The organism is Anabaena sp. CA = ATCC 33047 (genome assembly GCF_963870205.1).
GTDB lineage: Bacteria > Cyanobacteriota > Cyanobacteriia > Cyanobacteriales > Nostocaceae > Trichormus.
Genome location: NZ_CAWMSA010000003.1, coordinates 50,430 through 73,545 on the forward strand (window position 1 = coordinate 50,430; position 23,116 = coordinate 73,545).

Sequence of the window (23,116 nt, forward strand, 5' to 3'; positions counted from 1 at the left end):
CATCGCAACGCTTTCCGTTAGTTCCTGAGAAGGATCTGCCCCCTGAATGCACAAAAAACACTAAATCTGTGCCAAGAACGCAGATTTAGCTCATGGTTGTTGATCTACATACAAAAATGCTGGCTCAAAACTTGCTTTCTCCATTTTTGTTGGAACTTTAGGCTGCTGAAATCTCACATTCATCTGTGTGTTGGTTGTCTATCGCTCACCTCGCGGAAGTTCATAAGTCATGGGTTGCTGACTATTTGGAACATCAGTTGAATAATGGGCAATGACAAACACAGGTAGCGTAAGAGTAACTACAGCTATCAATGTTCCCAGAATGTCTGCCAAACGATGGGAATACGTGTCGGGAGGGTTGGCAGACTGGCTATCTGAATTCATACAGAATTGGAGTTAATCACAATTGATTGTTAGGTTTACTCTCTAGTCGAGAGTTTCAATACTATTTTAGCTATTTTTTCTTGTCAAATGTATAGCCGTCAAAAACATTAACCTGTTTCGCAAGTGTGATAGTTGTACTTTTAGACTCGGTAATCTTGATACCAAAAGGGTTATGAACATTTTTGGCTAGCTTGACTCAACAATATGTTAAAATTTATAGTAAGGATTAACTTTTTTTAGGTTAAGCAGAGATTAAGTCAAAGACATAATTAGTAAGATTTTTTTCTTTGGTGGTAGATTAATTATCTACCTTGATGGTGTCAGAGTCCAAAGAGGTTACATTCCAAAATACTTTGTCTACGCCACTTGTAGCGGTTCATCATTTTCAGGATAATGATTAACATCCCGAAATATTGCTGAAATCAAGTATTTTTTTGTCACTATTCAACACAAGTAAATCTGAAGAAATACAAAACTCTAGAAACATCAGTCAACACAATTTTGAACATCAGAAAAGCAACCGCATAAATACAGATAAAATACCCGTAGTGGTGAGAAAGAAGTCAGTAATCACACCAAAAAATTATTTCTAAATCGTAATTAATAAATTTACGTGATATTACTTCTATTTTGTCAATCTACACATAGGTAGAGTAAAAATACTTTTGGCTGTTAACCCAGGATAGAGGGTAGGGGGAGGAAGCGGAGGAAGCGGAGGAAGCGGAGGAGAAAAACTCATGACTAATGACTAATGACTAATGACTAATGACTAATCAGGGGAAAACCGCCGCTAGAGGGCGGTTTGGTTAAGCAATCGGAGGGTAATCTCTAGACTACTCTCCTGAATGGGAGATTGTTGTAACAGAGCTTGCACTTGCTTTTGGTGAGATGTTCAAGACAAGCACATTAGTAGAGTGTGTCAGATGTCAAAAATCTGTTTAAGTTTGCCAAATTATCTTTTCTGATGCACCCTACAAAAACATCAGATGTTCCAGACAACCTACTGTTTAGCATAGGCAGTCATGGGTTCTTTGATAAAACGGATATAAAAATGTTTGAACGTAGACTTGATGACTCTGGGCATAGCAAAGTCAATAGGCATGAGCTTGTCTGGCAGCCGCCAATCTGCAATTTTTAATAAATCAGGATGTAAATTAGGGAAATCAATCTCAGCTAGTTCTGGGCAAACTCCTAACCTTTGGGAAGCTGCAACGGTGGGGACTTGCTGCGGTGGTACATTGAGAATTTCTACCATTGCCCTGTCTAGGGCGAAGACATTTGATGATGCGGCTAATATACCCAAAGGACGAGGTTCGCCGCCACTGGGGCCATTGCCTTCATGACCGATGATGCCGTCTAAAATAGTTAAGTCTGGATTAATAGCCTTAGCAGTTTCAACTAACATCTCACCGAAACGGTTGGCATCTTTTCCGGCTTCCATGTGCCACCATGCTTTCATTTTGCCGGGAACACAACCAAACAGGTTTTTGACTGCCAAAGTTAAGGTTAATTGGGTATGAGACTTAACTTTAGGGAGATTAATCACTACATCTGCTTCTATTGCTTCTTTACAGAGTAGTAGGTGATTAAAATTTTCGCTCACGGTTTGGTAACGCTGTCCGTGAAACTCAATGATAGGAAGATTTAATTCTTGGATGATTGGCTGATAACCATTGGCTATAGCTACACCTTTAGCACTACCAAAAGCGGGACTATCTCCTAAAAATGGTTTGCCACCTGCGGCAATTACCATCTGAGCAACCGCATAAACCAATTCAGCGCGGGTAGTACACTCTTTTGTAGGACGCGAACCTGTGAGTAAATTAGGTTTGAGTAAGACGCGTTGCCCTGGTTTGACAAAAGCCGCCATTCCGCCAAAGGGTTCTAGCAAGGTAACTAAAGATTCCCTTAAAGCATCTTTTTCGTAAGAATTAGCCCGGATGAGGCTGACAGATGGTTTTTGGTTTTGCATGGGTATTGATGTGAGTGGAGTTGATGAGGAAGATGAGGAAGCAGGGGGAGCAGGGAAGCGGAGGAAGCGGAGGAAGCGGAGGAGCGGAGGAAGAATAACTGTTACCCAGTCCCCAGTCCCCAGTACCCAGTCCCCAGTCCCTAGCCCCCTACAATACTGCTCATCTGTTCTAGATTTAACACAGTAGCTAGTTCTGCTTCACTCATTAGCCCTTTTTCTAAAACTATCTGTCTGAGAGATTTGCCTGTTTCTAAGGATTCTTTGGCGACGGCGGCGGCGTTTAAATAACCAATATGGGTGTTAAGTGCGGTGACTAATGCTAAACTGCCTTCGGCGTAAGCTAAACAACGTTCTTTGTTGGCGGTAATTCCTTCTATGCAGCGTTGTGTGAGGGCGGCGATAGTATTACCAAGAATTTCGATACTGTGAATCAGGTTATAGGCAATTAACGGCATCATCACGTTTAATTCTAATTGTCCGGCTTGGGCGGCAAGTGCGATCGCATTGTCGTAACCCATTACCTGAAAACACACCATCGATGTCATCTCTGCCATCACGGGGTTATACTTTCCTGGCATAATCGAAGAACCAGGTTGTACTGGGGGTAATTGAATTTCTTTTAAACCAGTTTTTGGCCCGGAGTCCATTAAGCGCAAATCATGGGAAATTTTGGCTAAATCCTGGGCTAAGTTCCGTAATGCGCCAGAAACGTTGACGAATGGGGCCATGCTTTGCATTGCTGCCATGAGATGCGGCGCAGGTTGTAGAGGTAATTCTAGTAATTCTGAGAGAACTTCTACTACACGGGTGCGATATTCAGGATGGGTATTTAAGCCAGTACCAGCCGCACTACCTCCTAAACCTAATACCATTAAATCCCCAGAGGCGGTGTAAATGCGGTTTTGGTGTTCTGATAAAATTTGCGCCCAAGCGCGGAAGTTTTCACCTAAGCGCACGGGTACAGCATCTTGTAAGTGGGTTCTGCCAGATTTAACAATATCTTGAAATTCTACAGCTTTGTTTTCTAAGGCGGCGATCGCTTTTTCTAAGGCTGGGTGTAATGTCCTCGCCAGTGCTAACAAACCACCAATCCTAATTGCTGTGGGGATGACATCGTTGGTAGACTGTCCATAGTTTACATGATCGTTGGGGCTAACTCGTTTGTAATTCCCCTTGTCTTCGCCGAGAATTTCTAAAGCGCGATTTGCTAAAACTTCGTTAACGTTCATGTGGTGGGAAGTTCCCGCACCAGCTTGATAGACATCAACCACAAACTGCTCGCGTAACTTCCCGGCTAGAATTTCATCAGTGGCTTTGACAATTGCTTGACTTATATCTTCGGGAATACAGCCGAGTTCACCATTGACTATTGCTGTAGCTTTTTTAATGAAAATACAGGCATCTACGTAAGTGGGTAAGGGTTTGATGCCGCTAATTGGGAAGTTTTCTATGGCTCTGAGGGTTTGAATACCGTAATAAACATTACTAGCAATTTGGCGATCGCCCATCGAGTCGCGCTCAATGCGAAAATCTGTGTTGTCTGTCATCTTAGTTATTGTTTAAATAATCTCAAAATACAGATCATGCCATGCAACTACACTAAAAACCTCATCTGGAAATATTTTGTTTTGTAGCAAGAGACGACAAGAAAATCAAAAAAGACTTACAAAACTGGCACAATAAAACAATTATTAGTTATTGATGTTAACTATTGACTGGATTTATGCTCCTTGTGTCAGTCCTGTCACATAAGCTGATTTAGGCTAAACTTGGGGTTAGATAAGAGCAGGTAAAATATTATGATTAAAACACCAACTCGCCGGGTATCTTTAGAAGAATTTTTACAATTACCAGAAACCGAGCCAGCAAGTGAATATATCAACAGTGAAATCTTCCACAAACCTATGCCTCAAGGTAAACATAGTAGACTACAGTTGCAATTAGCTAATGCGGTTAATAATGTGGTAGAAGCCCCAAAAATTGCACTGGCTTTACCAGAATTACGCTGTACATTTGGCGGCTATTCCATTGTGCCAGATGTCGCAGTATTTGCGTGGCAGAGAATTCCTGTAGATGACAAAGGTAATATTGCCAATGCGTTTAATACCTATCCAGATTGGATAATTGAAATTTTATCTCCTGAGCAAAGTACAACCAAAGTCACCAGAAAAATTTTACATTGTTTAAATCATGGTACTAGCTTAGGTTGGTTAATTGATCCAGAGGAATCTGGTATTTTAGTTTATCCGCCTCACCAGCAACCTATATTTTTAGAAAACGAATCAGATATATTGCCAGTACCCGATTTAGTTAAAGATTTACATTTGACATTAGGACAATTATTTGCTTGGTTGAAATTATAGAAATTATTAAATAAAAGGGTATTTAATTTTGAATTTTGCGAAAAGTTCTGTAGGCGGGTTTCCCGCCGTAGGAAACTTTTCAAGACGAATTTTGAATTTGGAGCGAAGCGACGTGACTTTACCTAACTGGATTACTTTCTCTCGACTTTTGGGTGTACCATTTTTGTTATATGGATTATACAACCCTACACCGTCGGCTAGATGGATATGTTTAGCAATTTTTTTAGTGGCGGCGTTGACAGATTGGTTAGATGGTTATTTAGCAAGGAAACTTAACCAAATTAGTGATTTGGGTAAGTTTCTTGATCCTTTAGTGGATAAATTTTTGGTATTAGCACCGTTGTTGGTGTTAGTAGAGTTAGGAAAAATCCCAGCTTGGGGGGTATTTTTGATTTTAGCGCGAGAATTAGCGATCGCCGGTTGGCGAGTGAATCAAACCAAAATTACCGGGGCGAATATTTGGGGTAAACTAAAAACAGTCAGTCAGATAGTAGCGATCGCCTTACTAATTGCACCCTTATCAGCAGACTGGGAATTATCATCACTCATCGCTTTTTGGCTAGCTGTGGCTTTAACTTTAATCTCTGGCATAATTTATCTTTGGCCTCAGTCTCCAGAAAATACCTAAAATTCCCCACAAAATTATCTATTATCATAATTTTGTTTCAACCAATTTTGGTAAGCTCCAGAACGGACTTGATTTACCCAATAAGAATTATTTAAATACCATTGCACAGTTTTTCGCAAACCACTATCAAAATTTTCTTGAGGTTGCCAACCTAATTCTTGACTGATTTTACTACAATCAATTGCATAGCGACGGTCATGACCAGGACGGTCTTTCACAAACGTTATCAAAGACGAGTAAGATAAATTAAGTTGAGGCACTAATTCATCGAGAATTGCACAAATTGTTTTTACAACTGTGAGATTAGTTTTTTCATTCAAACCACCAATATTATAAGTTTCGCCAATTTTACCTTGTTGTAAAACTAAATAAATAGCTTGGCAATGGTCAATTACATATAACCAATCTCTGATATTTTGCCCATCTCCATATATAGGTAAAGGTTTACCATCTACAGCATTGAGAATCGTTAAAGGAATCAGCTTTTCAGGAAACTGAAGCGGCCCGTAATTATTAGAGCAATTTGTGGTTAAAGTTGGCAAGCCATAGGTGTGATAATAGGCGCGCACAAAATGGTCAGATGCCGCCTTAGATGCAGAGTATGGACTATTAGGTGCATAGGGCGTATCTTCCCTAAAAGCTGGGTCTTGGGGATTGAGTGAACCGTAAACTTCATCTGTAGATATGTGCAGAAAGCGAAATTGTTTTTGTTTAGCAGATGGTAGCTTTTGCCAGTAAAATCTACTTGCTTCTAATAACTGAAAAGTTCCTAAAACATTAGTGTTAATAAAGTCTTGCGGACTAAAAATTGAACGGTCTACATGACTTTCAGCCGCAAAATTAATGATAGTATCTGGTTGATACTGTGATAATAAATAACTGACTAACTCAAAATTGTTGATATCTCCTTGCACAAAATGATAGTTTTTATCAGTTTGTAATTCTGCTAAATTTCCTAAATTGCTAGCATAAGTGAGTTTATCTAAATTAATGATATTAGCCCATTGTAATTGTCGAGCCAGGAGAATAAAATTAGCACCGATAAATCCGGCTCCTCCTGTTACCAATAGTGTTTGCATATTTTATGGACAAATAAAGTGTATTTTGTTTGTACCAAAATTTTGCTGTGATTTGTTAACTTAAAGTTAGTCGGTTAGGACTTTCCTTATGTATCAAACAGACCCTCCCCATTCTCCCCAAGTAGCCCTACCTACGATGTATGATCTTCCCAGTGAATCCCCGGAGGAACCCGGTTTGCCTGACGAATTTCACATTATTCAGCCACAACTTTTGCGTGAAACCTTTTCTCCCCCCAACTATCCAGCAGACCAAATTTTTGTCGCCAGTGATTTAAACCTGTATTATGACACCCACCACCCACGCTGGTATAAACGTCCTGATTGGTTTGCAGTGGTAGGCGTTTCTCGTCTCTATGAACAACGGGAAATGCGTTTAAGTTATGTGATTTGGCAGGAAGGAGTAGCACCTTTTGTTGTAGTAGAATTACTGTCTCCGGGGACGGAAAAAGAAGATTTAGGGCATACTCTCAGAGAAATTAACCAACCGCCAACCAAATGGGAAGTCTATGAACGAATTTTACGAGTTCCCTATTATATTGTCTTTGACCGCTACACCGACCAACTGCAAGCTTTCCAATTAGTTGCAGACCGTTATAGCCAAATGGACTTGAGTAAACCTCAAGTCTGGATGCCAAGTTTAGAAATAGGATTAGGACTTTGGCAAGGTACTTACCAAGGAATTGAACGCTTATGGTTACGCTGGTATGATGCAGAAGGAAATTGGCTTCCCACCCCAGCAGAACAGGAAAGTCAACGAGCAGAAAGATTAGCAGCAAAGTTAAAAGAGTTAGGAATTGATCCAAATCAGGTTTAGGGAATGGAAGGGACTGGGGATTGGGGACTGGGGATTGGGGATTGGGGACTGGGAAAGTATTTCTCCCTTGTCTCTCTTGTCTCCCACCCTGCGGGAAGCTAAAGCTACATCTCCCTCATCCCCCTCATCCCCCACCCTGCGGGTGAATCCTACGGATACGCTGCGCGAACGCGTTAGCGTCTCTGTTCGCGCAGCGTCCCGTAGGGAAAGAGAAACTCAAGCTACATCCCCCTCATCCCCCTCATCTCCCCCCACTCCCCACTCCCTATTTTCTAGCTGGCTTGTAAAATCTCCTCATCTACAGAGAAATCTATGTCTTGTTTGTCCCTTCCGGTGGCGAGATAATCATTTTTAAAAGAGTCAGTTAACCCAGAGATTAAATCATATTGGGGTTGCCAATTTAATTCGGTTTGGGCTTTATTGACTGAGGCGAAGAAATGCTGTAAACGCATGGGGAAGGCTTTACGTTTGCCGAAATCAAATTTTTTCGGGTCGTAATGCACTATTTTAATGGCATCTGGTGATTTTCCGGCAGCTTGAGCGCAAGCACGGGCTAAACCATCAAAGGTGACGAAGCGATCGCCTGAAATATTATACACTTGCCCAATCGCCTGTTTGTTGCCAATTACCTGGGACATGGCTAAAGCTAGGTCTTGCACATGACCGAGTTGTGTGATATGTAAGCCGTTACCGGGAATGGGAATTGGGCGATCGCGTACAATTCGATCAAAGAACCAGCTTTCTAAATCGTTATAGTTTTTTGGCCCGTAAATATAGGTGGGACGAATGGAAGTGAAGGGTAATCCTTGCTGTTGCAAGTAAGTTTCAGTTTCGTGTTTACCCTTATGGCGGCTTTTTGGGTCTACTGCATCACCTTCAACATGGGGTAATTGGTCAGATTTGAGATAAACCCCCGCAGAACTCATGTAAACAAAATGCTGTACCCGTCCTTGAAAAATTTCGGCTAAAGGTTGTGTATCAGATAATTCTCGACCATTATTGTCAAAAATCACATCAAAATTTTCTTGTAGTAATTTTTCCTTCAGCTGTGTAGAATCAGTGCGATCGCCTATAATTTGTCCTACTCCCTGTAAATTTGGTAGGGGGCGATTACCACGATTAAACAAGACGACCTCATGTCCTTGTTCTACCAAAATTTGAGTTAAGTACACACCTATGAACCTAGTACCACCCATGATTAAAATACGCATAAATTCCCAACTCCTATGTCTTTTTTAGCGACCGGGGATTAGTGACTGAGAACTGGTAAAGAGTTTTCCCAATACCCAATCCCCAGTACCCAATCCCCAATACCCTTGAGGTTATCAGGTTGCTGTATCTCTCTGGAACCTCTACCAAAAGAAATACGTCCTGAAGATTTCATCTGGAGCAGTTCCCACATCTTGTTCACCAAGGTAAACTTGGCAGTTAACCTCACACTTTGCTTGCATAATTTTCTACATTTTTAAAGTTAGCTGTGCCTTTGAAATATGCTCTTGTTCATGAATGGCTGACACCAAAAGCCACAGGTGGTTCAGAACTCGTGGTGCGGGAAATTCTGAATCATATTGATGCCGATTTATACGCCCTCATTGACTTTGAATCGAGTAATCCTAAAAGTTATTTATACAAACGTCCCATCGGCAGAACTTTTCTCCAGCATTTCCCCTTTGCCCGCAATGGTATTCAAAAATATTTACCGTTGTTACCTTTGGCAATTGAACAAATGGATTTGCGGCAGTATGACATAATTTTGTCCTCATCTCATGCAGTAGCGAAAGGAGTGATTACTACTGGCAACCAGTTACATATTTGCTACTGTCATAGTCCTATGCGTTATGCCTGGGACTTAACCTTTGATTATCTCCGCCACAGCAAACTGGGTAAGGGTGTAGCTGGGTGGTTAACACGGTATTTACTACATCGTTTACGCCAATGGGATGTGTTAAGTGCTAATCGGGTTGACTACTTTATTGCCAACTCTCACCATACCGCCCAGAGGATTTGGCGTTGCTATCGCAGAAAAGCGACGGTGATTTATCCACCAGTGGATGTGGAGGCATTTCCGTTTTTACCTTACAAAGAGGATTTTTATCTGATCGTTTCCCGGTTAGTGAGTTATAAACAAGTATCTCTAATTGTTCAAGCTTTTAATAAATTGCAGCGGCCGTTGGTGATTATTGGTACTGGTTCGGAAATGAAAAAAATTCAGGAATTAGCCAACTCTAATATCCAAATACTGGGGTGGCAACCTGATGAGGTGGTAAAAAAATATATGGCTAAAGCTAGGGCATTTGTGTATGGTGCTTGCGAAGATTTTGGCATTGCCTTAGTCGAGGCGCAAGCTTGCGGTACACCAGTAATTGCCTACGGTGCCGGGGGAGCGTTAGAAACTGTGCGGGATGTACGTACCTATAAAGACACAGGAACGGGTATATTTTTTGGGAGTCAAACAGAAGCAGCTTTGGTGGAGGCAGTAGAAAAATTTGAAATGTATCAAGATGTTCTCAATCCTGAGTATATGCGATCGCACGCCGTCCAGTTTTCACCGCAAATTTTTGCCCAACGCTACCTAGATTTTGTGCATCAGTGCCAAAAAACAGGAACTCTTGGAAGCGATCGCCATAATTTAATGTAATTGTTGTGTATGCTTTTGGCAACTGTCCCCCAGAAGCACATCCTTTTAGCTTTAAGATTGGGACTATGTGTGGTGTGGATTAATAAGGAGTATGATGACTGCCCAGAGCTCACTCCTCTCCGGCAAGCGACGCTTAAGGCCAGATGCTAGCTCGTCTATGCGTTCTACTCTTAAGCGTAGTCAAAAAACCAAGACACCGAAAATCAAACCTCAAGGTTTGTCTTTCCCCCGGTTAAACGGAGAGTTTAGTAAAAGAGTTTTCGATATTGTCTTTTCGTTGTTGGTCTTGATTCTATTCTCCCCTGTCTACTTGATTTTGGCCTTACTGATTGCTTTAAGCTCAAAAGGCCCGATTTTTTACGTCCAAGAAAGAATAGGGAAGAATTACAAGCCTTTTTATTGTATTAAATTCCGCACAATGGTCAACAATGCGGATGAAATCCTGGTGGAAATGATGGAAACATCGCCCCAGTTGCGACAGGAATTTGAAACCAGTTTTAAGCTCAAACATGATCCCCGAATTACCAAAATCGGTCGATTCTTGCGAATTACTAGCTTGGACGAATTTCCCCAATTCTGGAACGTGTTAAAAGGGGATATGAGTGTTGTGGGGCCGCGCCCCCTAGTCGCCGAAGAACTACCGAAATATGGTATTCACATCGATCAAGTTTTAACCATCCGACCAGGGATCACTGGACTATGGCAAGTATCTGGACGTAATGACATTCCTTATCCACGGAGAATCCAAATCGACTTGCACTATGCCAAATTTAGAACCTTTTGGTTGGACTTATGGATCATCTTGAAGACAATTGATGTGGTGATTTTTCCCAAAAATAACGGAGCATACTGAAAAAAAAGTTAAAATTATTCAGCTAAGTTCTGCGCCTAAGCTGGGGAAATTTTTGACTCTCTCCTCACTAAAAGTCACACTAAATATCTATATGTAGGGTGCGTCAGTCTGCATAAATCCTGCAAAGAAACTTATGTTTGGCATCTGACGCACCCTACTAATGTGCCAGTCCAGTAGAGTGCGTCAGCCTGCATAAATCCTGCAAAGAAACTTATGTTTGGCATCTGACGCACCCTACTAATGTGCCAGTTGCATCAGTCCTGACCAGAATAAAGTTGCCTAATTCATTTATTTATATGTAATTTCTTTAGAAGTTTATTGAAGAAATTTTGTATTACATAAAGTTTCTGTAAGAAATTTGCAGCAAAATACCTAAATAGCGTAAATATAGCCATTTAAGGCTAAACTCTTCTATTAAATTGACTGTTTCTTCAGTATATTTATTGAGAATCAAAACCTAGCAGACGTTAAAACTCGTAGGTTTCCCATTAGGCAATTTAGTGATTAACTGCTAGGTTGTATCAATTGACCTGCATATATCTTCTTTACGGACAAAAGGAATAAGCAAGCATGACTGAACACAAGCGTGCGTTAATTACTGGTATTACTGGCCAAGATGGTTCATACTTGAGTGAATTTTTGCTGGGGCAAGGTTATGAGGTTCATGGTATAATCCGGCGGACTTCTACCTTTAACACTGACCGCATCGATCACATCTACGAAGATCCTCATAAAGAAGGCGTGCGGTTATTTCTTCACTACGGCGACTTGACTGATGGTACAACCCTACGACGGATTTTAGAAGAAGTCCAACCTACAGAAATTTATAATTTAGGCGCGCAATCCCATGTACGGGTGAGCTTTGATTCACCAGAATATACAGTAGATTCCGTGGGCATGGGAACACTGCGTTTACTAGAAGCCATCCGCGACTATCAGCACCGCACTGGGATTCAGGTGAGATTTTACCAAGCTGGTTCTTCAGAAATGTATGGTTTAGTACAAGCTGTTCCCCAAAGCGAAACTACACCGTTCTACCCCCGCAGTCCTTACGCATGTGCAAAAGTGTACGCCCACTGGCAAACGGTTAATTACCGTGAATCCTATGGACTTTTTGCTTGTAATGGTATTCTTTTTAACCATGAATCACCCCGACGCGGTGAAACCTTTGTTACCCGCAAAATTACCAGAGCAGTGGCGCGGATTGTGGCTGGCAAGCAGAAAACGCTATATATGGGTAATCTGGATGCAAAAAGAGATTGGGGCTACGCTAAGGATTATGTCCGGGCAATGTGGTTGATGTTGCAACAAGACCAACCAGACGATTATGTAATTGCTACAGGTGAAACTCATTCAGTACGAGAATTTCTAGAGTTAGCGTTTAGTCATGTAAATCTTGATTGGCAAGATTATGTAGAGTTCGATGAGCGTTATCTACGCCCAGCAGAAGTAGATTTATTAATTGGCGACTCTACCAAAGCCCAACAAAAATTGGGTTGGCGACCTTCAGTCACTTTTAAAGAGTTGGTGGCACTGATGGTAGATGCTGATTTGCAAGCAATAGGGCAAACTTCACCCAATGGCAATGGTTCTCTGCTGCCCCAGGACATTGCTACTATTCGTCAAGAACTGGATGTTATCCACTTCTAATCAAATCTTGCCAAGGATAAAAATATGACCGCCTTAGAGCTACAAAATAAACGAATTCTTGTCACTGGTGGGGCAGGGTTTTTAGGCCGTCAAGTAATCGAGCAACTGGGCAAAGCTGGGGCTGACCAAGCTAAGATTACAATACCGCGATCGCGCGAATTAGATTTACGTGTCTGGGAAAATTGCCAACGCGCAGTAGACCAACAAGATATCGTCATCCACTTAGCAGCTCATGTGGGCGGTATCGGTCTTAACCGGGAAAAACCGGCGGAGTTATTCTACGATAACTTGATCATGGGAACTCAGCTAATTCATGCTGCCTATCAAGCTGGTGTAGAAAAATTCGTCTGTGTGGGTACAATCTGTGCCTACCCTAAATTTACTCCTGTACCATTTAAGGAAGATGACCTGTGGAATGGTTATCCAGAAGAAACTAACGCCCCTTATGGCGTTGCTAAAAAAGCTCTGTTAGTCCAACTGCAATCTTATCGTCAGCAGTACGGCTTTAATGGGGTTTATCTTTTGCCAGTGAATTTATACGGGCCTGAAGATAACTTTGATCCTGGGAGTTCCCACGTCATCCCGGCGTTAATTCACAAAGTTCATGCGGCTCAAATTAATAAAGTTAAGCAACTACCTGTTTGGGGTGATGGTAGTCCTACCCGTGAGTTTCTTTATTCGGAAGATGCCGCGCGGGGTATTGTCATGGGAACTCAATTCTACAATGACTCAGAACCAGTTAACTTAGGCACTGGTTCTGAAATCTCCATTCGTGATTTAGTCACTCTGATTTGCGAACTGATGGAGTTTGACGGTGAAATTGTATGGGAAACAGACAAACCAAACGGTCAACCCCGTCGTTGTTTGGATACTGAACGCGCAAAACAAGCTTTTAATTTCTCTGCTCAGGTAGATTTCCGGCAGGGATTGAAGAATACTATTGATTGGTATCGTCAAAATGCTGCTGAGAAAATCGCGAATGGGTAACGTTCACCGATAACCTGATCAGTTTTTTTGACCTCTCCCCCAACCCCTCTTGAACACCAAGAGGGGTTTGTCTCTCACCGTTCCCTGATAAACCCTGCACTAATTGGCATGGACAAAGTTGATCATCAACAAAGTAAAGTCAAGTTACGCCGCAATCTGTTAAAAACTCGTCAGTCAATGTCTATGAGAGAATGGCGAGAAAAAAGCGATCGCATCTGTCATCTATTACAAAACTCTCTACTTTTTCAACAAGCTAAAACCATACTTGCTTATCTGAGTTTTCGTCAAGAACCTGATCTGAGCAACCTATTTTTAGATACTCAATACCGTTGGGGATTTCCTCGCTGCGTGGAAACATCACTTAACTGGCATATTTGGCAACCAGGAGAATCTTTACAAATTAATTCCTATGGCATTAAAGAACCAGCACCATCAGCACCAACTATTAACCCAGAAGAAGTTGATTTAATTCTCATCCCTAGCGTCGCTTGTGATCAGCGTGGCTATCGTTTAGGTTATGGTGGTGGGTATTATGATCGCTTGCTCAGTTCTACCGAGTGGGCAAATAAACCAACTATCGGCATTGTGTTTGATTTTGCTTATTTACCCCAATTACCTATTCAACCTTGGGATCAACCTTTAGCTGCTGTGGTTACTGAAACTAAACTTTATATTAATTCGTAATTTGTAATTGGTTAATTTTTAATTTATATTAAATTTGGAGTGCGGTATTGTGACTAATTTCCGATGGCAAAATACTAAAATGCCAACTGTGATGATGTACTGTTTATTGGGAGCGATCGCCATCGTCACACTATTCCCATTACTTTGGCTAATCAGCACAGCTTTAAAATCACCCACAGAAAATATTTTCCAATCCCCACCGCAGTTATTACCCAGTCAACCTACGGTAGAAAACTTCTCTAAGGTGTGGCAATCTTTACCTTTTGGACAGTACATCTATAACAGTACATTGGTGGCAGTGCTGACTGTCGGTTTAAATTTGTTGTTCTGCTCCTTAGCCGCTTATCCTTTAGCCAGACTATCATTTCCTCTGAGGAATGGAATTTTTATTGCGATCGTCTCTACAATTATGATTCCTTTCCAGATTGTGATGATACCTCTGTATATTTTGACAGTGCAGTTAGGGTTGAGAAATACTTATTTAGGAATTATTTTCCCCAGCTTGGCTTCCGCTTTTGGGATTTTCCTCCTCAGACAAGCTTTTATGGGTGTTCCCAAAGAAATAGAAGAAGCTGCCCGCATGGATGGTAGCTCAGAACTAGGTTTATGGTGGCATATCATGTTGCCAGCAGTCAAACCAGCCCTGGTGACTTTGGCTATTTTTGTATTTATCGGTTCTTGGAGTGATTTTCTTTGGCCTTTGATTGTGATTCAAGACGAAAGCTTATATACCCTTCCCTTGGGAGTGGCGAAATTAGCCGGGACATTTTCCCTTGACTGGCGTTTAGTCGCTGCTGGTTCAGTAATTGCGATCGCACCTGTTTTGCTACTATTTCTGATTTTACAGCGTTACATTGTAGCAACAGATACGGGCAGTGGAGTGAAGGGTTAGGTTGAGGAACTGGGAAAGAGGAAGAATTGGGGTTCTTTGCAGGGGGAAAAGGGAAAAGTCCCCTCTCCCTTGCTTCCCTGCCTCCCCTACACGCCTACACCTCTACTAGACTGAAATTAATAGTATATGGCTCATCCAAGGACTGTTGAGTGCTGGCTTTAATAGCATCTAGATAGCGATGGAAAATTTGCAATTGTGCGAAATTAGGACGATAGTTGAGGTTTCCTTGTTTTTCAAACAATGGTACTGAGGCGATCGCCTGATAATCAGGATTAGCCTCAGAGTTATGAGTCAGCCAAGTAGCTTCCGGCTGTGCCGGAATCAAACCAGAAGGAATTTCCCCTTCTAAGAAAGCTAAAAGTCTTTGCTGACAAATACTGGTATTGATACCCCGTCCTTCAAATAATTGCAGAACTTCACTAAAGGCTAAAGTCCGGTTTGGCAATAGCCGCAGCAATTCTGTAAACAGAAAATAATCAGTGTATTGATGGCGAGATTCTTCTAAAACTTGCGGATGTAATGGTAGTAACGCCAAACCATAAGCCACACGACTACAGTTAGGCGCGCCATTTTCACCGAAGTAAGCATCTGGGATAATTTTGGCACTAGGAAGTTTTTGCCGTACCCAACGGTTAACAACGCCCAAATGTGCCAAACCACCAGTCAAAATTGCTTGATTAATCGCTTCGGTGGGTATACCACGCGCTACCAATAACTTATTCAGTTCACGGTTGAGGCGGCGGACAAAGGGAACAAACACTTGACTTTCTAAATCTCGTCGCTGTAACACCCAACGTTGATCGGCTAGTTCAAAACTAAACGTGTCTTGGTGTTGCAAAATCAGCTTCAAGGCTAGGGCGGCATCTAACAACGCCTGTCCGAGTAAGGAACTTTCTAGACGCTGTTGGAAGCAAATACGAGCCTGAATGTCAGGTTCTGCAACACGGGGTAATTCTAATTCATCTAATTCTAAACTCTGCCATTGTATCTGATCTAAACCAGTAACAGCTGATGGCCAAGGGTGACTACTAATTGGTAAGCTATCTTCTGACTTTTCCCAACGGGATTGACGGTATTTGGGGGGTAAAAGTAACTGACAGATAATATCTTGCTCAATCGCTTTACTGGCGTAAGCAAAACTGTGGAGCATGAAATGATTGTGTGTCAGTTCTAGCAGATTATCTGGCACATCCAGCAGTCCCATTTCTGTGTGACTGGCTCCCAGATTAATCACAAGGGTATTGCCTACCAAGGAATGATCATTGATTTTGGCAGGAATTAAACCTTGGGGACTGCTCAATTGTACTGTTTCACCGTTAGCACCATCTAAAATACTGAGTAAACTAGCGATCGCTTCCTCCACAAAAAACACTTGTTGGGGATGTTGGACTAATTTACTTGTCAGTAAAGCCTCCCGCACATTGAACCGATACTGTTCTGACCAACTAGAGGGGCAGTTACAAATCACACCAGCAACGTTATTGATAATGCTTTGAAAGCTGTGTTGATCCAAACCAATTGCTGTAGCGATTAATCCTTGAGTGGTACTGTAACGGTCTGCTTTGAGAGTTAACAATAATTTGGAGAGCGATCGCACTACCCAAATTAACGGCCCAGCACAAAACTGATTAAATTGCAATACAGGTTCCCATTTTTGTTGTTGATTTTTATAGGGAATAGCTACCTGTAAATATGGTTTCAACTGTGCCGAGTATGGATGATTCTTTAAATGTTCTGGCGTTTGACTGCTGTCAGTATCCCCTGGTGGTGCAGAAGTGGTGGGCAAATACACCTCTGCCGGTAAACGGAAAGATTGCTGGAAGGAATTGTCTCCCGGTTGGTGTTCTGCTGACCAACAAATCGGATAAACAACGCCAGTGGAGCGATTTAACAAAGCTGCGGAAATTCCTGTAGTACCTAAATCAATCCCTAAATACCAAAGTGAGTCCAGGGTATCAGGCGCATCTGCTGTATTGTTAATGGTACTCCCAGGCGTAACTACAGCAGCCTCTGGAGTGTCAATTGTGGCTTCCTTTTTTTTTTCAGTCGCGGGAGTAACCTCAAGGCTGGTTTGTGTCTGCGGTGCAGAAATCTGGTTGACTGAAGAAACCTCTGGCGCAGGCAAAGCAACATGATTTGAGCTTGCCGTTACTTCTGGAGTCAGATGTTGTTGGCGATCGCCTCCGGTGGTGCTGCTTTCCGAGACGCTACGCCGCCCATCACTCACCCAAAAATCAGCACTATCTGAGGCAATTACAGGTTGTGATTGTGAAGGCTGTTCATCCAGTTGAGCCAAATCCTGATGCAATTTCCGCCATTGTTCCTCATTGAGAGAAATTTCTGGCAGATTAGCTAACTCAGCTACTTCTGACGACAGTAAATTTTCCTGGGGTGAAGCCGGAATAAATTCCTCAGTAGGCTGTTGTGGCTGTTCATTTTTCTTGTTCCTGGTGACAGATGGCGGTTTTGACTCAATCGTGACTACCGTAGTTTTTTTGACTTCCTCCACAGGTGAATCTACTGTTAATAATGGTGCTTTCACCTCTACATCTGCTAATAAATCGGTTAAAGATGTAATGGTATCCCTACTATTTGGCTGTATGGAATCAATTTCTGTTGATGGCAGATTTTCTAAGTCTACATCTGGGGATTGAGTCGCTTCCTCAAAAAATAGTGCATCTGTCGGTGGGATTGGAGTATCTGAGATAGTTGATAAATCAGGGTGAGCAAAAATATCCGCATCTGATTGATCAAACCAAGCATCTGGCATCATTGCGGCCGTATCTGCTTCTGTTAGCGGATTGCTAGGTGGTTGAGTGTCGGCATAATTCAAGCTCAGTAAATCCTCAGTCACAGACTCTGGCTTGATTTCTAAATTATTCCCAAACAAGCTGGCATAGATGATATCAACTTCATCATTATTAGTTAAAGGTAAACCATCCTGAGATACAGTAGTGGAATTAGTCAAGTTGTCAGCAGGAAAAGATTCATCCACACCAAGCTGCAACAACATTTCATCCAATTCATCGGTTGCTGTATTCCGGCTGTCTTCGAGAATGCGATCGCCTTCCCTGGGCAGAACTTCATCATTGACAATCGGCAATTCTACTGTCGCTGATTCATCAGTTGCTGTATCCAGGCTATCTTCGAGAACTTGATCAGCGTCGCTGGGGAGAACACCATCGTTCACCAACGGTAATTCTACTATTGCTGATTCCTGATTGGCCGTATCAAAACTGTCTTCTACAATGCTCTCAATTTCTGTACTGAAAACCTGATCTTTGACAATCGGCAATGCTCCTGTTTCTGGAATATTCTTGTCTGTAGATAAAGCCTCAGAATCTATAGATAAAGACTCACTAACTGTGAAACTGGTATCATTTGCTGATGATAGTCCTTGAGTAACGTTACTGTCTGGCTGAGAGCAGGATAGTAACTTAGCAAGGGTTTGATTTGCGGCATCAACTTGAGATGGCTGAAAACTAGATAATTCTTGCGTTAAATTTTGCAGCCAACTTACCAGCAACTGTTCGCCTTGTAATCCCGTACTGTGCATTCTTGCCAGTGCTTGAGATAAGGACTCATGATAAGTATGAATATTGCGCTGTAAGGCATCAAAGACAACATTAACAGTGCCATCTAAAGATAACAACTTTTGATCCAACTCTTGAGCTACCTGGGCTAACCGTTCTGTTTGTGCTGATGACTCCCAGAAGATTTGATGTGTAGGAGGCGTAATTTCGACGCTGGTTTGATTGCTGTCTAGAGCATAATCAGGCTTATTGACTATCACCTCAGCTAGCTGGGATTTTAAAGTTGGTACTAGGCGACTCATCAGCACTTGCAAAAAGTCAGTAATTATCTGCTCTTGGTTTGCCAGTTGCTGACTTAAGGAATAATTATGTAATCGCTTTTGCTCTAGCTGTCTAATTTCTTGTTCCAGAAGCGTGCGCTCTTGCAAAAGTGCCGAAATCTCCGCTTTCATTGGCTGCATAAACGCGGATAATTCATTTTTTAATTGTTCGGTTATAGCCTGAGTTTGTTCCTGTTGGCCGGGGCTGGGGGGTGCAGTTGACTGATTCTGAGCCTGCCCCGCAAATTTCAGCAATAAAGGCGATTGATGAGCGTATCCTACAGACTGATTGGGTTCAACAACTTCTGATGTTTCCGTCTCTTGTAAATTCACCAAAAAACTGCGAATTCGCTCTAAAACTACTCTCGGCTCCTGCGCTTGCCCAGACAACAGCCTAGACAGGCGTTTACCACTACTGTTGAGTAAGTTGTCAATATCTGCAATTAGGTTGTGAATTTCATCATTATGGGAAGTCACTTTCAAATTACCTTATCTAGAACTTTAGGTTAACTGGATTTGTAAATTAATCTACAATTATATTTGTAACAACAACGACTCAGTAAAATTGTTTGATAGATGAATAAAAGTTGCAACATTCCGTGAGGTTGTAGTCAGGCGAACTGACGGTTTTTGATTGAGTCGCACTCCCTGAGTTTGGCATTGCCAGTATCAGGTAGTTTACACAGCGATGTCAAAGCCCCTAGGACTTCATAGTATAAAAACACAAAAAAATCCAAATCGCCAAGCAATTTGTATAATTGATCAATACCTTGGATAGCAAGGTAGGATTTGTTTTACTGTCCCCTCACGGCGACTGGTAAAAAATTTTTAACAAAAATTTACTAATTTGAGTATGATGAATGTTAAATAGCTATAGTGTTGGAGTCATCATTTCTGCTGGACAGCTAGCCTGAAACTAATTTCAGATTGTAGTCAAAAGACTATCTAAAACAAAACTCAGATCACCTATCTCAGATCACCTATCTGTGTAAGATAACTAATTAACTCAGAAAAAATTATACCTTCATCGCTTAGGCTGAGTTAAACGTTTTTTTTGATTTATATACTAGACTTTAATAAAAATCTCGTAATGGAAGACCGATATAGCTTGCAGGCAAACACTCATTCCTGGATAATCTCGGCTCCCCTTTTTCAAGGTTTACCAGACACCTCTGTAGCAATAGCCCTCAACCACCTTGTCACACGCACACACCCAGCAAATCAAGTTATTCTACTAGAAAATGACTGGGGTGGTTCTGTATATTTTATCGTTGATGGTTGGGTAAAAATCCGCACTTACAACTTAGAAGGTAAAGAGGTAACGCTGAACATTATTGGTAAAGGGGAATTATTCGGTGAAATGGCAGCCTTAGATGAAGTCCCCCGTTCTACAGATGTGATTACTTTGACTAGCACGGTGATTGGCAGTATGCCATCCCAAGATTTTGTCAAGCTACTGCATACAGAACCTTTAGCGGGGGTTAACTTGTCACGCCTGATGGCTCGGCGTTTGCGGCAAGTCAACCGACGATTGCGCCTACGGGAGTCTGATAGTCAGTCGCGGGTAGCAGACACACTCTTATTTTTGGCCGAAGGACAAGGAAAACAAGGACACACAGGCACCGAAATCCCAAATTTACCTCACCGGGAACTGAGTAGTTTGAGTGGATTAGCACGAGAAACAGTGACAAGAGTATTGACAAGATTTGAAAAAAAAGGCTTGATCAAGCGAGAGCAAGACAATATTTGTATCCCTGATTTGTCAGCCTTAGAAAGAATGATAGTTTAACTAATTTTTTCAGATGAGTATTTTCAATTCTCTGCCAGATGAGTCAGAGGAAGATTCATCCCCTGAATCTCAAAACTCACTCAATCAAGGGTTAGAACAGCCAGAACAACTCAAGCAACCTCAATTAAAGGTGGATGCACCCTTGAGGATGGTAGAAACAGCATTTTTAGCAAGTGCTGCTAGCCTCATTTGGTTCATTAATTTTTACTTCCCCCTGGGGCCAGTATTGCGGATATTTTTCCCTGTACCCATAGCCTTAGTTTATCTCCGTTGGGGCAAACGCGCCTCATGGATGGCGGCTGTTACCTCTGGGTTACTACTGTCGGTATTGATGGGGCCAGTTCGTAGTCTATTATTCGTTATGCCCTTTGCGTTTATGGGTGTGCTATTAGGGGCGACATGGTATCGTCGTGTGCCTTGGCTTGTCTCCATTACCCTAGGAGCTTTATTAGGTACTTTAGGGGTATTTTTCCGCCTGTGGTTGCTATCTATCTTATCGGGAGAAGACCTATGGATTTACGTAATTAACCAAGTCACAGAACTGACAGAGTGGATATTCCTCAAGTTGGGATTATTAGCTAGCCCTAGTGTGTTTTTAATTCAAGTGGGGGCAATAGCCTTGATTGTCATCAATAATTTTATCTACCTGTTTGTAGTACACTTAGCCGCATGGTTGTTACTAGACCGTTTGGGAAATCCCATACCTCGCCCACCCAATTGGGTGCAAGTGCTAATGGACTATTAGAAACGCTGGGAGTGGAAGGGATTGGGGACTCTTGACTGGGGACAAATCAATTCAAAATTCAAGAGTTTCTGGGGAAAAATCTCCCTCATCCCCCCTACACCCCTACACCCCTACACCCTACACCCGCAAACTACTGTTTCAAAAGCCTCCTCCTGTGGGGAAAGGAAAAAGATATTTTTATACAGTTTATATATTTATGATTAGTATTTATACTGAAATAGAACAGGGTGAAGCATGGCTGCGGCGATATCGCGGTCATGTACCTGTGTTTGTCTGTGTTTTAGGTTTTACGGAAACTGGTTTGATTCCTGGAATTTCAGCAGCTGGTTGCACTCCAGAGGATAGGAAATATACTGCTTGTGCTGATGCAGAATTTTTATACTACGGTGCAAAACACCAGCCTCAATATTCTCTACCACCACTGAGTGCGGGAGTGTCTCCGGTGCTAATTTCTCGCGCTGTCGTGGAAGCCTTTAATCTTCCAGTTTATTTGTTTAATGCGGGTTTACTTCAACCCCCGGCTGTGCCAATTATTGATTTGGGTGGCTTTCCGGCTCATTGTTTAAGTACAGGCGCAGCGATGGAGTTAACTACTGTCAATCGTCTGTTTAAACAAGGATTGCTTTGGGGTGAACGCTTGGCGGCTAAATCTCAAACCGGGTATCTGATTTTAAGTGAATGTGTTGTTGGTGGTACTACCACGGCTTTGGCAATTTTAACTGGCTTGGGTATAAATGCAGTAGGAAAGGTCAACAGTAGCCACCCAATTTGTAATCATCAACAGAAATGGCAAGTGGTGCAGCAAGGGTTGGAGAGGATGAACAAGAGACAAGGCAAAGGGGACAAGCTAGATGTTACTTCCTGTCTCCCTCATGATCCTTTAGAACTCGCTGCGTCAGTGGGTGATCCTATGCAGGTAGTCGTGGCGGGAATGGCGATCGCCGCTAGTCGTCGTTGTGGTGTACTATTGGCTGGTGGCACCCAAATGTTGGCAGTGTATGCCCTGATGAGTGCGATCGCTCAAACTTATAGCCTATCTTGGCAACCCTCCGCCGTAGTTGTCGGTACAACCCGTTGGGTAGCAGAAGATCCCACAGGTGATACTGTTAACCTTGCCCTCAGTTTAAATGCACACACCCCTCCCCTCCTAGCTACCAAGTTGGATTTTGCCGATTCTCGCTACTCCCAACTGCAAGCTTATGAGAAAGGTTTTGTTAAAGAAGGTGTAGGTGCTGGCGCAGCTTGTATAGCCGCCCATCTTTGCCAAGATTGGCAGCAACATCAACTGTTGGCAGCGATTGAAAACCAAATTCAGCAACTTAGCCAACTCCCTAGTTCATAACAAAAAACCGGACTCCAAAATTCCGGTAAGTCTTAGGAATATTGACTCTTGACTACTTAATGAATTCTCTCTTTCAATAATTGCTCTTCTAAAGCGGCAATCCGATTGTATGCTGCTGTTAATTGTGCCGTCAGTCGTTGTACTTGAATTTCCGGGGCTATAGTTTTCTCTCCATCTTGGCGATTCATGTCTAGATAAATGCCATCTGTCAATATATCCTTGTGTTCCAGTTCGGCATTGAAACTGAGATGTCCTTTTAATTGAGAATAACCAGTAAAGCTATTTTCCCGCAAACTCTCCTTCGCTTGTGTTCTGGCTAAGGAACATTCTGAAACAGCTTGAGAAACTTTCAAGTCAAGCTGCTCTATAAACTGGTAGAGGGCATCCAGCTTATGACTTACAGTTAGGATTTGTTGTTGTAATGGCTCCATTTAATACCCTCA

20 protein-coding genes are annotated in these 23,116 nt (G+C 42.2%); 12 read left to right on the plus strand and 8 right to left on the minus strand.

Annotation, left to right across the window (positions count from 1 at the left end; genetic code table 11):
- Positions 1–198 precede the first annotated feature (198 nt).
- From AACS98_RS00660 to AACS98_RS00670, 3 genes are all read right to left on the minus strand, one after another.
- Positions 199–384 (minus strand): hypothetical protein, encoded by a 186-nt coding sequence (locus tag AACS98_RS00660; protein WP_015141024.1) that lies wholly within the window; start codon positions 382–384, stop codon positions 199–201.
- A 1,000-nt stretch (positions 385–1,384) separates the two neighbouring features.
- Entirely contained in the window at positions 1,385–2,356 is a 972-nt protein-coding gene (locus AACS98_RS00665) for a DUF362 domain-containing protein (protein WP_066375066.1), read from the minus strand.
- 140 nt (positions 2,357–2,496) lie between these two features.
- On the minus strand, positions 2,497–3,903 hold the full coding sequence (locus AACS98_RS00670; protein WP_066375068.1) for an aspartate ammonia-lyase: 1,407 nt from the start codon (positions 3,901–3,903) through the stop codon (positions 2,497–2,499).
- 252 nt (positions 3,904–4,155) lie between these two features.
- Between AACS98_RS00670 and AACS98_RS00675 the strand changes: the two genes are divergently transcribed.
- Positions 4,156–4,719 carry a Uma2 family endonuclease gene (locus AACS98_RS00675; RefSeq protein ID WP_066375070.1) on the plus strand — a complete coding sequence of 188 codons (564 nt, stop codon included), beginning with the start codon at positions 4,156–4,158 and terminating at the stop codon, positions 4,717–4,719.
- Between the two features lie 112 nt (positions 4,720–4,831).
- Positions 4,832–5,347: a CDP-diacylglycerol--glycerol-3-phosphate 3-phosphatidyltransferase gene (gene pgsA, locus AACS98_RS00680; protein ID WP_066375072.1), complete on the plus strand. Its 516-nt coding sequence runs from the start codon at positions 4,832–4,834 to the stop codon at positions 5,345–5,347.
- A gap of 14 nt (positions 5,348–5,361) precedes the next feature.
- Here pgsA and rfbB read toward each other — a convergent pair whose 3' ends face one another.
- Positions 5,362–6,426, minus strand: a complete 1,065-nt coding sequence (rfbB, locus tag AACS98_RS00685; RefSeq protein ID WP_066375074.1) for a dTDP-glucose 4,6-dehydratase — start codon at positions 6,424–6,426, stop codon at positions 5,362–5,364.
- Between the two features lie 88 nt (positions 6,427–6,514).
- Here rfbB and AACS98_RS00690 point away from each other — a divergent pair, with 88 nt between their 5' ends.
- On the plus strand, positions 6,515–7,240 hold the full coding sequence (locus AACS98_RS00690) for a Uma2 family endonuclease (protein ID WP_066375076.1): 726 nt from the start codon (positions 6,515–6,517) through the stop codon (positions 7,238–7,240).
- 272 nt (positions 7,241–7,512) lie between these two features.
- On the opposite strand, the gene AACS98_RS00695 is transcribed toward AACS98_RS00690, so the two are convergent.
- Both AACS98_RS00695 and AACS98_RS00700 read right to left on the minus strand, forming a co-directional pair.
- The gene (locus tag AACS98_RS00695; RefSeq protein ID WP_066375079.1) at positions 7,513–8,451 is read right to left on the minus strand and encodes an NAD-dependent epimerase/dehydratase family protein; all 939 of its coding nucleotides are present in this window, start codon (positions 8,449–8,451) and stop codon (positions 7,513–7,515) included.
- Between the two features lie 38 nt (positions 8,452–8,489).
- Positions 8,490–8,624 carry a hypothetical protein gene (locus AACS98_RS00700; protein ID WP_255362682.1) on the minus strand — a complete coding sequence of 45 codons (135 nt, stop codon included), beginning with the start codon at positions 8,622–8,624 and terminating at the stop codon, positions 8,490–8,492.
- A gap of 93 nt (positions 8,625–8,717) precedes the next feature.
- Here AACS98_RS00700 and AACS98_RS00705 point away from each other — a divergent pair, with 93 nt between their 5' ends.
- From AACS98_RS00705 to AACS98_RS00730, 6 genes are all read left to right on the plus strand, one after another.
- Complete coding sequence (locus AACS98_RS00705; RefSeq protein WP_066375081.1) at positions 8,718–9,878, plus strand: glycosyltransferase; 1,161 nt, start codon at positions 8,718–8,720, stop codon at positions 9,876–9,878.
- A gap of 94 nt (positions 9,879–9,972) precedes the next feature.
- The gene (locus AACS98_RS00710; RefSeq protein WP_066375082.1) at positions 9,973–10,731 is read left to right on the plus strand and encodes a sugar transferase; all 759 of its coding nucleotides are present in this window, start codon (positions 9,973–9,975) and stop codon (positions 10,729–10,731) included.
- Positions 10,732–11,301: 570 nt separating this feature from the next.
- Positions 11,302–12,381, plus strand: a complete 1,080-nt coding sequence (gmd, locus tag AACS98_RS00715) for a GDP-mannose 4,6-dehydratase (RefSeq protein WP_066375088.1) — start codon at positions 11,302–11,304, stop codon at positions 12,379–12,381.
- Between the two features lie 24 nt (positions 12,382–12,405).
- Entirely contained in the window at positions 12,406–13,368 is a 963-nt protein-coding gene (locus tag AACS98_RS00720; protein ID WP_066375090.1) for a GDP-L-fucose synthase family protein, read from the plus strand.
- A 108-nt stretch (positions 13,369–13,476) separates the two neighbouring features.
- Positions 13,477–14,052 (plus strand): 5-formyltetrahydrofolate cyclo-ligase, encoded by a 576-nt coding sequence (locus AACS98_RS00725; RefSeq protein WP_066375092.1) that lies wholly within the window; start codon positions 13,477–13,479, stop codon positions 14,050–14,052.
- Between the two features lie 79 nt (positions 14,053–14,131).
- Positions 14,132–14,944, plus strand: a complete 813-nt coding sequence (locus AACS98_RS00730) for a carbohydrate ABC transporter permease (protein WP_066375094.1) — start codon at positions 14,132–14,134, stop codon at positions 14,942–14,944.
- 94 nt (positions 14,945–15,038) lie between these two features.
- Here the strand turns inward: AACS98_RS00730 and AACS98_RS00735 are convergent, their stop codons facing one another.
- Positions 15,039–19,274, minus strand: a complete 4,236-nt coding sequence (locus AACS98_RS00735) for a hypothetical protein (protein ID WP_066375097.1) — start codon at positions 19,272–19,274, stop codon at positions 15,039–15,041.
- A gap of 613 nt (positions 19,275–19,887) precedes the next feature.
- Between AACS98_RS00735 and AACS98_RS00740 the strand changes: the two genes are divergently transcribed.
- The 3 genes from AACS98_RS00740 (at position 19,888) to cobT (ending at position 22,673) form a co-directional block, all read left to right on the plus strand.
- The gene (locus tag AACS98_RS00740) at positions 19,888–20,586 is read left to right on the plus strand and encodes a Crp/Fnr family transcriptional regulator (protein WP_066375099.1); all 699 of its coding nucleotides are present in this window, start codon (positions 19,888–19,890) and stop codon (positions 20,584–20,586) included.
- Between the two features lie 13 nt (positions 20,587–20,599).
- A complete protein-coding gene (locus tag AACS98_RS00745; protein WP_066375102.1) occupies positions 20,600–21,331 on the plus strand; it encodes a DUF2232 domain-containing protein in 732 nt (243 codons plus the stop codon).
- Positions 21,332–21,527: 196 nt separating this feature from the next.
- Positions 21,528–22,673, plus strand: a complete 1,146-nt coding sequence (gene cobT / locus AACS98_RS00750; RefSeq protein ID WP_066375104.1) for a nicotinate mononucleotide-dependent phosphoribosyltransferase CobT — start codon at positions 21,528–21,530, stop codon at positions 22,671–22,673.
- 56 nt (positions 22,674–22,729) lie between these two features.
- Here cobT and AACS98_RS00755 read toward each other — a convergent pair whose 3' ends face one another.
- The gene (locus AACS98_RS00755; protein ID WP_066375106.1) at positions 22,730–23,104 is read right to left on the minus strand and encodes a hypothetical protein; all 375 of its coding nucleotides are present in this window, start codon (positions 23,102–23,104) and stop codon (positions 22,730–22,732) included.
- Positions 23,105–23,116: the final 12 nt, after the last annotated feature.